The 12,480-nt window shown below is 57.8% G+C and carries 13 protein-coding genes; 5 read left to right on the top strand and 8 right to left on the bottom strand.

Translation table 11 applies throughout. The annotated features are described in order from the left end of the window. The first annotated feature begins 262 nt into the window (after nt 1–262). The 5 genes from ABIB48_RS14490 (at nt 263) to ABIB48_RS14470 (ending at nt 6,045) form a co-directional block, all read left to right on the top strand. Nucleotides 263–3,085, top strand: coding sequence for a cation-translocating P-type ATPase (locus ABIB48_RS14490; RefSeq protein ID WP_110107178.1), 2,823 nt, complete (start codon nt 263–265; stop codon nt 3,083–3,085). Nucleotides 3,086–3,385: 300 nt separating this feature from the next. Next, nucleotides 3,386–3,781 carry a hypothetical protein gene (locus ABIB48_RS14485; RefSeq protein ID WP_110107177.1) on the top strand — a complete coding sequence of 132 codons (396 nt, stop codon included), beginning with the start codon at nt 3,386–3,388 and terminating at the stop codon, nt 3,779–3,781. Nucleotides 3,782–3,923: 142 nt separating this feature from the next. Then, the gene (locus tag ABIB48_RS14480) at nt 3,924–4,490 is read left to right on the top strand and encodes a Dps family protein (protein WP_354213433.1); all 567 of its coding nucleotides are present in this window, start codon (nt 3,924–3,926) and stop codon (nt 4,488–4,490) included. A 46-nt stretch (nt 4,491–4,536) separates the two neighbouring features. Further along, the gene (locus ABIB48_RS14475; RefSeq protein ID WP_315914905.1) at nt 4,537–4,764 is read left to right on the top strand and encodes a hypothetical protein; all 228 of its coding nucleotides are present in this window, start codon (nt 4,537–4,539) and stop codon (nt 4,762–4,764) included. A gap of 297 nt (nt 4,765–5,061) precedes the next feature. After that, nucleotides 5,062–6,045, top strand: a complete 984-nt coding sequence (locus tag ABIB48_RS14470; RefSeq protein ID WP_110107174.1) for a DNA topoisomerase IB — start codon at nt 5,062–5,064, stop codon at nt 6,043–6,045. A gap of 112 nt (nt 6,046–6,157) precedes the next feature. Here ABIB48_RS14470 and ABIB48_RS14465 read toward each other — a convergent pair whose 3' ends face one another. The 8 genes from ABIB48_RS14465 to ABIB48_RS14430 form a co-directional block, all read right to left on the bottom strand. After that, nucleotides 6,158–6,376: a hypothetical protein gene (locus ABIB48_RS14465; protein ID WP_110107173.1), complete on the bottom strand. Its 219-nt coding sequence runs from the start codon at nt 6,374–6,376 to the stop codon at nt 6,158–6,160. A gap of 218 nt (nt 6,377–6,594) precedes the next feature. Beyond that, complete coding sequence (locus ABIB48_RS14460; RefSeq protein WP_110107172.1) at nt 6,595–7,296, bottom strand: type 1 glutamine amidotransferase domain-containing protein; 702 nt, start codon at nt 7,294–7,296, stop codon at nt 6,595–6,597. A gap of 75 nt (nt 7,297–7,371) precedes the next feature. Then, nucleotides 7,372–8,241 carry an aldo/keto reductase gene (locus tag ABIB48_RS14455; protein ID WP_110107171.1) on the bottom strand — a complete coding sequence of 290 codons (870 nt, stop codon included), beginning with the start codon at nt 8,239–8,241 and terminating at the stop codon, nt 7,372–7,374. A gap of 372 nt (nt 8,242–8,613) precedes the next feature. Continuing rightward, entirely contained in the window at nt 8,614–9,144 is a 531-nt protein-coding gene (locus ABIB48_RS14450; protein ID WP_245932268.1) for an ATP-binding protein, read from the bottom strand. Continuing rightward, nucleotides 9,113–9,697 (bottom strand): helicase HerA domain-containing protein, encoded by a 585-nt coding sequence (locus ABIB48_RS14445; protein ID WP_245932267.1) that lies wholly within the window; start codon nt 9,695–9,697, stop codon nt 9,113–9,115. The genes ABIB48_RS14450 and ABIB48_RS14445 overlap by 32 nt, the downstream gene beginning before the upstream one ends. A 241-nt stretch (nt 9,698–9,938) precedes the next feature. Beyond that, the gene (locus ABIB48_RS14440; RefSeq protein ID WP_354213432.1) at nt 9,939–10,784 is read right to left on the bottom strand and encodes an ABC transporter permease; all 846 of its coding nucleotides are present in this window, start codon (nt 10,782–10,784) and stop codon (nt 9,939–9,941) included. After that, the gene (locus ABIB48_RS14435) at nt 10,784–11,764 is read right to left on the bottom strand and encodes an ATP-binding cassette domain-containing protein (RefSeq protein WP_315914896.1); all 981 of its coding nucleotides are present in this window, start codon (nt 11,762–11,764) and stop codon (nt 10,784–10,786) included. Before ABIB48_RS14435 ends, ABIB48_RS14440 begins: the two co-directional genes overlap by 1 nt. 280 nt (nt 11,765–12,044) lie before the next feature. After that, nucleotides 12,045–12,407: a VOC family protein gene (locus ABIB48_RS14430; RefSeq protein WP_218868079.1), complete on the bottom strand. Its 363-nt coding sequence runs from the start codon at nt 12,405–12,407 to the stop codon at nt 12,045–12,047. Nucleotides 12,408–12,480: the final 73 nt, after the last annotated feature.

The raw sequence follows: 12,480 nt of genomic DNA, 5'->3' as shown, positions 1-12,480 counted from the left end.
GGGGCGGGTCTGGGCCAGGTGGCCAGGTTACTTGCAAGGCTCTGGCATCAGAGGTCCCGATTCAAGTCAGCGCGAGCACACTCCGAAACTTTTTCGCACAGCCATACAGGCACCACTTTGTTGCGCTGACTGGTTCCGAAAGAGAACACAACCCTGAAGGTGAGGGAAGAGGATACAGTGGTGCTGCGTGCAGGACATACGCTCGAATTCTAGTTAGCTCGCCAATATGCAAAGACAACGCTTCAGGATGCAAGGGGATGGAATGCCAGACTTCCTCACCGTACCGATGCCACCGGACGATGCGTTCCTTCTCGACGCTGAAGCGGTGGCGGCTGGGGTGGGCGTGGACCCGAGGACAGGACTTTCCGAGGAAGAAGCTGCCCGGAGGCTCCTAGTGGACGGTCCCAACGACTTGCGTGGCAAAGCCCCGGTGCCAGCCTGGCGGAAAGTCATAGCCCAGTTTCAGGATGCGTTGATTTATCTGCTGCTCGCAGCGGTCGCGATCTCGCTGGTCGTCTGGGTCGTGGAAGGTGCCGAGGGTGTGCCCGTCGACGCCGTCGTGATCGCCACGATCATCGTTCTCAACGCCATCCTTGGCTATACACAGCAAGCTAAGGCCGAAGACGCCGTGGCCGCGCTGAGTAGGATGACTGCCGCAACATCAACGGTTTGGAGGGGCGGTGAACTCAGGACCGTTCCGTCCGCAGATCTGGTGCGAGGAGATGTACTTGTCCTGGGCGAAGGAGACGCGGTGGGAGCCGATGCCCGGATACTGACGGCGAGTTCTTTACATATCCAAGAGGCCTCCCTGACGGGAGAAAGTGAAGCGGTATTCAAGGACCCGGCGACCCTGATGGGGCCGGCATCGCTCGGTGATCGGGTGAACATGGTCTACAAAGGCACATCCGTTGCCCAGGGCGTTGGGCGTGCGGCTGTTACGGCGGTTGGGATGTCGACGGAGGTCGGGGCGATCGCCGGAATGGTTGACGCAACCGTTGAAGAACCAACGCCACTGCAAGTTGAGATCAACCGCATCGGCAAGTTGCTCGGCATCATCGTCGTGATAGTCGCTCTCGTGGTCATGCTCACCGTGGTTCTGGTTGAGGGCATCTCGGCTCCGAGCGATCTCGTTGGAGTATTGCTGCTGGGGGTCTCACTCGCGGTGGCTGCAGTGCCAGAGGGGCTCCCTGCGCTGCTTTCGGTGATACTCGCGATTGGCGTTCAGCGCATGGCAAAGCGCAATGCGGTCGTGAAACAGCTCAGCGCAGTTGAGGCGCTCGGCTCGGCGTCGGTGATCTGCACCGATAAGACAGGTACATTGACACGTAATGAGATGACGATCCAACGCGTGGTCACCGCATCGGGACGGGCTAGCCTCACTGGTGCCGGGTACCGCCCCAGAGGTTCGGTACTCAGCCTTGGTGAGGAGCTATCCGGGGACCTCCGCGCTGAGGTGCAGCTGGTGCTCAGCGCAGGATCCCTTGCAAACAATGCCCAGCTCTCTGAAGATAACGGCGAGTGGCACATTCAGGGTGATCCGACCGAGGCTGCGTTCCTTGTGGCGGCTCGCAAGCTTGAGGGCACCATGGAGCGGGTGGTTCACTTCGAACGGCAGGCGGAAATTCCCTTCACCTCGGAGCGGAAGCTGATGTCAACTGTGCATCAGGACCAGGCCGATGGGGCTCTTTTGCTGCTAAGCAAGGGTGCCCCCGATGTGCTGATGGGCCGCTGCACCCGGCTTCAGGTAGGTGAGAGCACAGTCCCCCTGACCGAGACTCTCCGGCAAGAGGCGCTCGATGAGATTGAGGCACTGTCGGCGCAGGCGTTCCGCACCCTTGGTGTGGCCTATCGGGTGCTCGACACCGCAGTCTCAGCAACCGCCGTCGACCCGTCGTTTGAAAAGGACCTCGTCTACGCAGGTTTTGTTGGAATTGTTGATCCGCCCAGACCTGAAGCTGCCAAGGCGATCTCCGAAGCGCACCGCGCGGGTATCCGCGTCATTATGATCACTGGCGACCATCCAACGACTGCGGCAAGGATTGCAGCCGAGCTCGGAATTATCGAACCCTCGGCACGTGCAGTGACCGGAGCTGAAATAGACACTCTCAACGACCGCGACCTACGCAATCTCACACGCGAGATATCCGTGTACGCGCGCGTTTCGCCCCAGCATAAGCTTCGCCTTGTCGACGCCCTGCAGGCCGATCAGCAAATCGTGTCGATGACCGGTGACGGTGTCAACGACGCCCCCGCAATCAAGTCTGCGGACATTGGCGTCGCGATGGGAATCACCGGAACCGAAGTCACCAAGGGTGCCGCGCGCATGATCCTCGCCGACGATAACTTTGCCACCATCGTGGCGGCGGTTCGTCAAGGACGGGTGATCTTCGAAAACATCAAAAAATTCCTCCGTTACCTGCTCTCATCAAATCTCGGCGAGGTGCTCACGGTTTTTCTGGGCGTTATTTTCGCCGGTGTCCTTGGACTCACTGACGCCAGTAGCGATGCGCTGGTCCTGCCGCTGATCGCAACCCAGATCCTGTGGATCAATCTGATCACCGACTCAACTCCCGCCCTTGCGATGGGACTCGACCCTGAGGTTGACGACGTGATGGCGCGGAAGCCGCGCAAACTAACCGACCGGACCATCGACGCGCGTATGTGGGGCGGGATCCTCTCCATTGGGCTGGTGATGGCATTGGCAACGCTGTTTACCATCGATCTTTTCCTGCCAGGAGGTCTCGTCGAGGGTAATGACACGCTCACCGTTGCACGCACGGCCGGTTTTACCACCTTAGTATTCGCCCAACTGTTTAACGCGTTGAACGCCCGTTCGGAGACGACCAGCGCGTTCCGGATGCTGTTCGCGAATAAGTGGCTCTGGGGTGCCATAACACTCAGCGTGGCGCTTCAGATCCTTGTTGTCCAAGTCCCGATCCTTCAATTGGCTTTCGGAACTGCGTCCATGGATCTCACTCACTGGGCCGCATGCGTGGCACTCGGATCGGCTGTGCTCTGGTTCGACGAGATCCGCAAAATTCTTATGCGTGCAATATCAAAACGGACTCTACGCCAGCCACAGTAGCGCTGAACGGACCCCCCGCCGGATGATCGCTGGAGCTCACGTACGTAAGTGGTCTGACCTGCGCTTTAGTCCTGGGGGAGATGCTTTCAGTGGTGCATTTTCGCCCGCACACAATAGACGCTCATTGCCTTGACCGCGCAGGCTTTGATTCCATCGTGCCCTTCTCTGCTCTCAGTAGTGCGGCGAACCTGCTAAAGTCCGCTCTCGGCGCCAACAGCGGATGTCATCCTTTTTTAAACGCAACGCTCCCGCACAGCCGGTTTTTCAGCACAGCACCTACCTTCCGCGTAAGATCAGAGCATGAACGGACCCGCAGACGCTTTTGGCCCGATGCTGGAAGTGATGTCGTGGGTGGGTTTTGTACTCGGCATTCCACTAGTTATTGTGGGCTGGATTGTGGCCAACCGCCGTTGCCAATGGATCAACACCACTGCCGAGGTGTTCGAGGCCGGCGGATATAAAGGCTTCCGCTGGATTGACAGTGAAGACATGCCGCACGTCTCCTTGCACGATCACGGCGAGACCCAAGGAGTGGATGTTGGCACCCGAATCGAGATCCATTACGATCATTGCCACCCTGTCCGGTGGGGGCTGGAGCCGCCCCGAAACGATAACCCTTTTTTGATCATCGGCTGGATACTCGTGTCTGTGGCAATCCTGTGTACTGTGGCTGGATTCATTCCAATAATGTTCTGAGCCGGATTTCATACAGCAGCTAAGCAGCTAAGCAGCTAGTGCGCCGGGCCGGTGCCCCGCTGGGCTGGCGTTCTTGTGATCGAATCGTTACCGTAAGAACTACACCGGCCGTTTGAGAGCGGCCGCTTTGAGAGGAGTTTCCATGGTTTCCAAGACAACTTCCACAGCGAAATTTACGGTCCCTGGCCTGTCCCTTGCGGACGGTCACCAAGTGGCAGCCACCCTGCAAGGACGGCTCCACGCCTTGAATGATCTCCAACTGACATTGAAGCATGCGCACTGGAATGTGGTGGGTAGGGATTTCATTGGTGTTCACACCATGCTTGACCCTCAGATTGAACTGGTCCGGGCGATGATTGACGAGACAGCGGAACGTATTGCTACTCTGGGCGATTCGCCTAACGGTTTACCCGGAGCGTTGGTGAGAGATCGGGACTGGGACGATTACGCGCTTGGACGAGCCTCCACTATGGAGCATTTGGCCGCTCTGGACGTTGTCTATGAAGGTGTGGTCTCCAGCCACCGCGACGCCATCTCTGTTATTGGAAAACTTGATCCCATCACTGAGGACATGCTGATTGGGCAGACCGCGAAGCTGGAGTTGTTCCAGTGGTTCATGCGCGCGCACCTGGAAAATTCCGGTGGGACACTCCTCAACGCTGAGACGCACACGGAGAAGTCCGCCGCGGCGAAGACGAAGAAAAAGTAGAACTCAGCGGAACAACAGCCTACACATCGAAAATAGGAGCAACACCATGTCAAACACAGAGAACTTTGACCCCACCCAGAGCCCCCGCGTTGACAAAAAGCTGATGGAGGATAGCGCTGGTGAACCTGAAGTAGGAAAAGAAGCGTCTGAAGTGGCGCAGACCCCCGAGCCAAAAGACGTCGAATCGGATCCCGCGCTCAATGACGGACTAGGTCAGGACTGGACCGACGAAGGTGGCGCCACAGCCGAAGGTTCGGCCACATCGTCGGAGTAGAGCATCTGAGCTGAGCTCTGAGCAACTAGTCACTGTCTCTTGGCACTCTGCCGCCTGACACTCTGCCTCTTGACACTGGGCTCTGGAAGCTGCCGGTGCAAAGAACTTATTGTGCCCCGCACTGCTTGCAGTGCGGGGCACAATTGCGTCAACGCCAATGCCAATGCCAACGCCGGGTCACCGGGGCAAGAAACGCCCTGGACAAGCTTCTCGCAGAGCACAGGCTCTAGGCAATGAACAGTTAACGATAATAGGGTTATCAAAAGTCCTAGAAGATCTGCGAAGGGGGAGAGAATAATGACTGCACAATTGCTCCGAGTAGAACCTGGATCTGGAGGGATATCTCGCAAGATCGCAGGCCGTGGATTTAGCTATGTTTCGGCAAATGGGCGGAGAATCAGCTCTGAAAAGTTAATCAACCGTATTGATGCGCTAGCTGTCCCGCCGGCGTGGCAGCAGGTTTGGATCGCGTCAGATTCACGGGCGCATATTCAAGCTACCGGGGTGGACGCCGCAGGCCGCACCCAGTACATTTATCATCCCCGCTGGCGAGAACTCCGCGATGATGAGAAGTTCATCCGTTCGCTGGCCTTCGCCCAGCGTCTGCCCAGCATGCGCCGGACGGTGACACGGGACCTCCAACAACAAGACGATGCCAAGCGGCGGACGCTCGCAGCAGCGGTGCGTCTCATTGACAGTGCCGGGTTGCGAGTAGGCGGGGCCGCCTATGCCGATGAAAACGGTTCCTTTGGCGCCACAACATTGCAGCGGCGGCACGTTAGCGTCCAAGGCTCCGAGATCCGGCTGGTGTTCCGGGGCAAGTCAGCGGGTGCGTGGGACGTGCAACTATCGGATGCGTTGCTGGGGGAGTACTTCACCACCATGCCAGCCAAGCCGCGCCAAGGTCCCGCGTTGTGTTTTCCGGTCAAGAGTGGGCGCCGCAAACAGTGGCACTCCGTCTCCGATTCAGATGTTAACGCGTATCTGGGCAGAATAGTGGGTAGCGGCTTCACCGCCAAGGATTTCCGAACCTGGCAAGGTACGGCGGTTGCTGCCGTTTCGCTGGCTCGCTCCCATCGTTTGGGCGCCTCATCCCCTGACGCTGTCACAGCAGCTATTCGGGACGCGTCCGTATGGCTGCACAACACCCCCACCATAGCCAAAGAATCCTACGTCAATCCTCGTGTTATTGCGCTGTTTGAACAGGGCAAAGTTGCTGCGCCGAAGCGCCAACGAGACAGCGCTGTTCTTGAGCTGCTGACAACCGGGAGCGCCCAATAAATCGCCGTCAACAGCGGCACACCGGGCCAGCATTCACTGACTCACATCCGTCCGTTACCCACGTTGGCTGACAACTCGCGCTATGGTGGAAACTGGCCAGTGCTTTTGATTGTTATTCTTTGCCGCCGGTGGCGTCTTGGTCGGGTTCAGAAGAAAATGACTCGCGATCAGCACGGGTTGGACCGGAATTTTCGTCAGTGATGGGAGCTTCCGCAGAAGGCAAATCTACTGGCGCCTCTGCTGTGTCTTCACGATCCGTAGCTCCGGACTGTTCAGGAGCCTGATGCGAGGTTTGGATTTCTTCGTTATTTTCATTATTCTCGGGGGTCATGATCGTCTCCGGGGTTGAGGGGAGTGGTTCCCTGTATTTCAGCTATGGATTGCACGGTCACCGTTCAAGATAATGGGTGGGCGGCCTCTTGACAAGCCTTCGGTCACAACTCAGGCACGTTTTCCTTCGAGTGTGACGTGCCGCGATGTGACTTAACCCGCCAAGGGGGCTTTGCCTCAGACGGGCCCAGAGCGCCTGGGCCCGTCTGCGATCAGCTGCTACTGCTGGAGGGCTTTGATGACTTCTTTGGCGACGTCCTCGCTGGACTGTGGGTTTTGTCCGGTGATGAGGTTGCCGTCACGGACCACATGGGAGCTCCAGGCGCCGGCGTTCTCGATGATGGCGCCTTTTTCCTGCAGGGCATCTTCCACGAACCAGGGAGTGTTGGGTCCCGTGCCGCCATTGAGTTCTTCCTCATTGGTGAAGACGGTCAGGCGGCGCCCTTCGAACGCGAACTTCCCGTCGGTATCCACAGCACTTAGCAAACCTGCCGGACCGTGGCAGAACGGGGCAATGATTGCCCCGGCGGTGTTGGCCGCAATCAGCAGCTGCCCCAAATCTGTGTCCTTGTAGAGATCAGTCATGGGTCCGTGCCCACCGGGCATCACGACGGCGTCGTAGCTCTCGGCGTTCACCTCGGCCAGCACCAGCGGGGCACTCAGCTCAGCATCTATCGAAGCGATGTAATCGCGGAAACCATCTGCCCGTTCCTTGCCCCCTGCCGGATCGTCCAAGAGACTCACCTGATCCACCGTGGGCTTCACGCCTCCCGGAGTTGCGATGTGAACTGTGTGGCCGGCGTCGAGCAGGGTCTTGTGTGAAACCACAAGCTCCTCTGCCCAGTAGCCGGTGGGGTGTTCGCTGCCGTCCCTCATGGTGAGGGAATCTGCGGCGGAAACAACCATCAGTACGTTAGCCATGTTTTTGCTCCTGGTCTGCCGGCCCTTTTCTTAGGTCAGCGGATAGTGGTGTTTTGTTGTTGCGGTGGGAAGCGGTCAGTGCGCAGCTTCGAGTTCGGCGTACGTAGCGTCATCAAGAACCACGCCGGCCGCGCCCAGGTTTTCTTCCAGGTGTTTCACGGAGCTTGTGCCGGGAATGGGCATCATGACGGGGGAGCGGCGCAACAGCCATGCCAAAGCCACCTGCGAGGTTGTGGCACCGAGCCGCTTCGCAGCCTCTGCCATAGCTCCGCCGGGGCGTGCCAGCTCACCAGCGGAAATGGGGGCCCAAGGGATGAAGCCAATGCCGTTCTGCTCGGCGTAGTTCAACACGTCCTCGGAACTGCGGTCCGTAAGGTTATAGCGGTTCTGCACGGTAGAGACGGTGAAGTACTTTCCCGCTTCCTCGAGCTGGGCCACGCTGACCTGAGAGAGTCCCAGCGCCTTGACCTTGCCCTCCTGCTGCAGCTCGCGCAGAACCGTGAATTGCTCTTCTTGATCCACCTTCGGATCGATCCGGTGCAACTGGAGCAGATCCAGGGAATCCACCTTGAGCTTGCGCAGGCTCAGCTCGGTTTGCTGGCGCAGGTATTCGGCGCGGCCCACGGGAACCCACACGTCGGGTCCTGTGCGGGCAAAGCCCACCTTGGTGGCGATCTTCAGGCCATCCTTGTACGGATGCAACGCCTCGGCCAGGATTTCTTCGCTGATATTGGGCCCGTATGAATCAGCAGTGTCAATGAAATCGACCCCAAGTTCCACGGCACGGCGTACGACGGCGATCGCGGCGTCCCGGTCTGCAGGCTCACCCCAAACCCCGTCCCCGACAATGCGCATGGCACCGAACCCTAGGCGATGGACCGTTCCAAGATCTAACAGATCGATGGTGGCTGATACTTGAGTATTCGCTGAGTTGTCATGGTTCATAGGGGCGACAACCAGCTAAGACTGCGGTGTATTCCCTCATGGCACCGTCCAAAAATCACGCCAGCGTTTTATAAGCAGGGAGGCCCAGCGCTACCCCAGCGGATCTTGCCGATGGCTTTGACTCTTCAATCACCCGTAAAACGGCCAAATCAGCTGGACATAAAACTTTGCAATTCCAATGAGCAGTAGGGCAGGAACGTCCATAGTCATCTAGGAGAGAATAATGTTCACCGGTGTGTCCGTCAGAACCAGCATTGATCCCGTAGGGGCGGCGAATGCCGGTGGCATGAGCAGGGTCAGCGCAGTGTGCTCGCGAACAAGATCAGGAATGAGACTTCTGCGGACGCGCTGTGAGATTACTAAGTGATGACCCTACCTGCTGCGTGGAACTGGCACCTGAACATCTGAGCCGCCCTCGGCAGTAATTCGTGTGCGCATCTGGGCCAGTACCGTTCCGTCAACAAATCCTCCGGCAAAGAGGCATTGGCCCTGGCGGAAGTCCTGTGCCTGGTTCAGCAGCTCTTCGGAAATGAAGCCAAACGATTCGGCGAGCTCCACTAAGTCCCTCGGTGAGTTAATGCACATGAGCCCCACATTGTCACATTGGGAGAGAACGTTAGGGTGGATTTTAGTGGGGCGCTGTGTGGAGAGAAATAGCCACAATCCAAACTTGCGCCCCTCTGCCGCTATTTGGACAAGCTGTTCGGTCAGTGCCCGTTCTACCGGAGTGGACGGCGTGGGGGAGCAGACGTTGTGCGCCTCGTCGATGACGATCAGTACGGGCTTGCGTGCATGGCGTGTGCTCCAGAGGTGCTCCAAGACGGCAAGAGCAGCCACCTTGGACTCGGCAGGATCAGTGAACCCGCCCAGGTCAAGGACTGTTTGCCCGGGGGTGGGTGTCAATGACGTCCGTGATGGCTTCTACGCCCCTTGACCACAGATCCCACTCCAGAACCTGCAAATTCTCGATCCGGTTGGCCAGTTTCAGTTTGCCGGGATCGTTGCTGGCTCGCAGCCCGGTGATGAAACTTTCGTTGTTAAATGTTTTGGGATCCACATCGGTGTGCAGCAGTACATTGAATTCCTCTGCATCGGAGATGGGGTCCAGCTGGAGCGCTGCAGCCTTTGAGGCAACGGAGAGATCGGTGAACCGTGCACGCACTTGCTCTCCGTCAGTGCTGGTGGAATGCAAGATTCGCACGGGAATTTCTGCCAATGCCCTAGCTTCTTCCGTGTCCGCATCGCTGCGAACTTCATTTAGCCGGGTGAAGTCAGCGTTCGGATCCAGAATTAGCAACGGCAGCTCTGTGTGCAGGAGAAGCTGTTCCAACACCATACCCAAGGCATAGGTTTTCCCTGAGCCGCTCTGCCCGCACCAAAAAGTGTGCCTGTTGAACCGCTCAGCCCGCAGGGAAACGCCGGAATCGGAACCGTCGTTCCGCGAACCAATAATCAAGTCAGTCGTGGTCTCCTACTTTTCGTTGATCGTGTGGCTGGGTGGGCGTGCGGGTGGCGGGGCGGTTCAGGTGAAGGGGATGGTGCAATTCCCTCGATGAAGAAGTGTTAGAGGCTCTGTTGTTCCAGCATAATGAAGGGCTCCGTCTCATAGTCATTTCCAGGGAAGGTTTTTTACCAGTGGTGGGGCACAGCTTCCCGCCCGAAACGCGGCGTACTCCCACGCTGGCGAGAACAGCCTCTTAGCGTGAGCTGATGTTCTTGAATCGGTTGACGGACAGCGGAACGAAGATTGACAGGACTATGACAATGCCAATGAGCACTGTAGCTATGGGGTGTTGTTGGGTCCAGACATCTGACACGGGTGAACCAGGTGGCACATTTCCAAAGAGTTGCCGTGCTGCCTGTACCAACGCCGAGACTGGGTTGAGCTCGGCGAAGACCCGAAGAGGTGTGGGCAGCGTTGCACTCGGCACAAAGGCGTTGGAAATGAAGGTGAGCGGAAACAAGACCAGGAATGAGACATTGTTGATGACTTCCGGGCTCCTGACCAGCATCCCAAGGTATGCCATCATCCATGACAAGGCGTAAGCAAACAGCAAGAGCAGTGCCACGGCGGCGGCGCCTTCCAGAAAGCTGGAGCGCACTCTCCAACCCACTATCAAGCCAGTCGCCATCATCACCACCATGGAGATGGCATTGATGAGAAGATCGCCGTTGGTGCGTCCTATGAGCACCGCGGAAGGGCTCATAGGCAGTGTCCGGAACCTGTCAATGATGCCGTCACGAAGATCCTGGGCCATCGCGGATCCGGAAAATGTTGAACCGAAAACAACGGTTTGGGCGAAAATTCCTGCCATGATGAACTCTTTGTAGCTGCTGCCCGGAATATCGATGACCCCGGCATAAATGTAAGTGAACAACAATACGAACATGATGGGCTGCAACGTGGTGAACACCAGCACATCGGGGACCCGCTTGATTTTAATGAGGTTGCGCCGGGTGGTGATCCACCCATCCGTGAACCAACGCGCCCACCGCACAGCCACTGTGGGGGCTGGTGGCTCTGAGCTGTTCGTGGCGCTCATCAGGAACCCCCGTCCTTAGCAACATGGTCCTCGGCACCATGCCCGGTCAACCGAAGGAAAACATCGTCCAGGGTGGGACGGCGCATCCCGGCATCATAGAGCTTGATGCCGCGGGATTCGAGCTCCGCTAACACCTCTTGTAATGCGGCGGGGGCGTCTTGTGCGCTCACGCTCAGTTCATGGCCATCAGCTGACACTGCCGGCTCAGCATCCCCAACACGCGCCAGTATCTGGGCCACTGTAGCGCTGTCGCCTGCAGTGACAAGGTTCAGTTCCAGGCGCTGTCCGCCAAAGGAGGCTTTGAGCTCGTTCGCGGTGCCGCGGGCAATTACCTTGCCATCATCAATGACGCAGATGCTGTCAGCCAGCCTGTCCGCTTCCTCCAAATATTGGGTGGTCAACAAAACGGTTGTGCCCTCCCCTACAAGGGTGGTGATCACATCCCACATTCCCAGTCTGCTGCGTGGATCAAGTCCTGTTGTGGGCTCGTCCAGAAACAACACCTTGGGACGAGTTACCAGCGCACCGGCAAGGTCAATGCGCCGGCGCATCCCTCCGGAGAAGCCCTTAACCGGGCGGTTAGCCGCATCCGATAAATCGAATAGTTCGATGAGCTCATGCGCACGCTGGCGTGATGCCTTGGCGCCCAAGTGGTAGAGCCGGCCCACCATATCCAGATTCTCGAAGCCTGTCAGGTTCTCGTCAACAGCCGCGTATTGACCGGATACTCCGATGAGGGGGCGGATGCTGCCAGGATGCTTCAGGACATCAATTCCATCAATGCAGGCGCTCCCGCTGCTCGGCGTGATCAGCGTTGTCAGCACTTTAACTGTGGTGGTCTTGCCTGCACCGTTGGGTCCCAGCAGTGCAGTAACAGAGCCCTGGGGCACGGAAAGATCAAGCCCGTCGAGCGCACGGACCGGTGGTGCCCCTTTAGGCGTGTAGATCTTGGTCAGGCCTTGGGCCTCAACGAACATCATCGAAACAGCATAAGTGAATCCAGTTCATGATCCTAGAGGTGAGGATCATCAATGTGTCCTAGGAACTGGATAAATTGCGGCAGACCCTGCGGGTGCGGGAGCATTGCGCCATCACCACTTCCTCAAGTGGTAGGAAGCGGACACGTCAAGAGCTCTATCTGCCGCGCATCCTCATCCAACCGTGGGGTGACTACAGCCAGCATGTAACTCTCAACCAAGTTTCAGACGGCTTACTGGATCCGGCGGGGTCCATATAAACCGCTGGGTAGCACCTGGCGTGTCAACGGGAGATTTGTTGAAGAGCCCAGGAATTCCCGTCGGGATCGCTGAAGTAGGCGTAACGGACGCCCCCGCCCATATCGCTGACCTCGGACACCTCTACCCCGGTGCCAAGAAGTGTCCGGCGGATGGTGTCAAGATCATCCACCACTAAATGCAAGCCATGGACTGGTGCTGCTGTGGGATCGCTGATGCCCACGCCAATAACAATGGAGCACGCTGATCCTGGGGGTGTCAGCTGGACCACGCGCATGCCGTTGCCGGGCTCAATGTCATGATCTAGTTTGAAACCCACTTGATCAATGTAGAACGCTTTGCTGCGCTCAACATCCGTTGAAGGCAGCGGAACCAATTCCAAACGCATGTCCACGGGGGCTCCTTCTAACGGCAAAATTTGCGGAATGGCTATAGGGCTTGATTGCGTAACTACCATGGTA

The sequence above is a fragment of the Arthrobacter sp. UYCu511 genome, assembly GCF_040547105.1.
In the GTDB taxonomy this organism is placed as follows: domain Bacteria; phylum Actinomycetota; class Actinomycetes; order Actinomycetales; family Micrococcaceae; genus Specibacter; species Specibacter psychrochitiniphilus.
Note: the sequence above shows the minus strand (reverse complement) of the source record. Positions and strands in the feature narration are given on the sequence as shown.

Coding starts and splice junctions, on each gene's coding strand:
- ABIB48_RS14470 (WP_110107174.1), top strand. CDS start 5,062: ATGACTGCACAATTGCTCCGAGTAGAACCTGGATCTGGAGGGATATCT.
- ABIB48_RS14490 (WP_110107178.1), top strand. CDS start 263: ATGCCAGACTTCCTCACCGTACCGATGCCACCGGACGATGCGTTCCTT.
- ABIB48_RS14465 (WP_110107173.1), bottom strand. CDS start 6,376: ATGACCCCCGAGAATAATGAAAATAACGAAGAAATCCAAACCTCGCAT.
- ABIB48_RS14455 (WP_110107171.1), bottom strand. CDS start 8,241: ATGAACCATGACAACTCAGCGAATACTCAAGTATCAGCCACCATCGAT.
- ABIB48_RS14440 (WP_354213432.1), bottom strand. CDS start 10,784: ATGAGCGCCACGAACAGCTCAGAGCCACCAGCCCCCACAGTGGCTGTG.
- ABIB48_RS14435 (WP_315914896.1), bottom strand. CDS start 11,764: ATGATGTTCGTTGAGGCCCAAGGCCTGACCAAGATCTACACGCCTAAA.
- ABIB48_RS14430 (WP_218868079.1), bottom strand. CDS start 12,407: ATGCGTTTGGAATTGGTTCCGCTGCCTTCAACGGATGTTGAGCGCAGC.
- ABIB48_RS14485 (WP_110107177.1), top strand. CDS start 3,386: ATGAACGGACCCGCAGACGCTTTTGGCCCGATGCTGGAAGTGATGTCG.
- ABIB48_RS14460 (WP_110107172.1), bottom strand. CDS start 7,296: ATGGCTAACGTACTGATGGTTGTTTCCGCCGCAGATTCCCTCACCATG.
- ABIB48_RS14480 (WP_354213433.1), top strand. CDS start 3,924: ATGGTTTCCAAGACAACTTCCACAGCGAAATTTACGGTCCCTGGCCTG.
- ABIB48_RS14475 (WP_315914905.1), top strand. CDS start 4,537: ATGTCAAACACAGAGAACTTTGACCCCACCCAGAGCCCCCGCGTTGAC.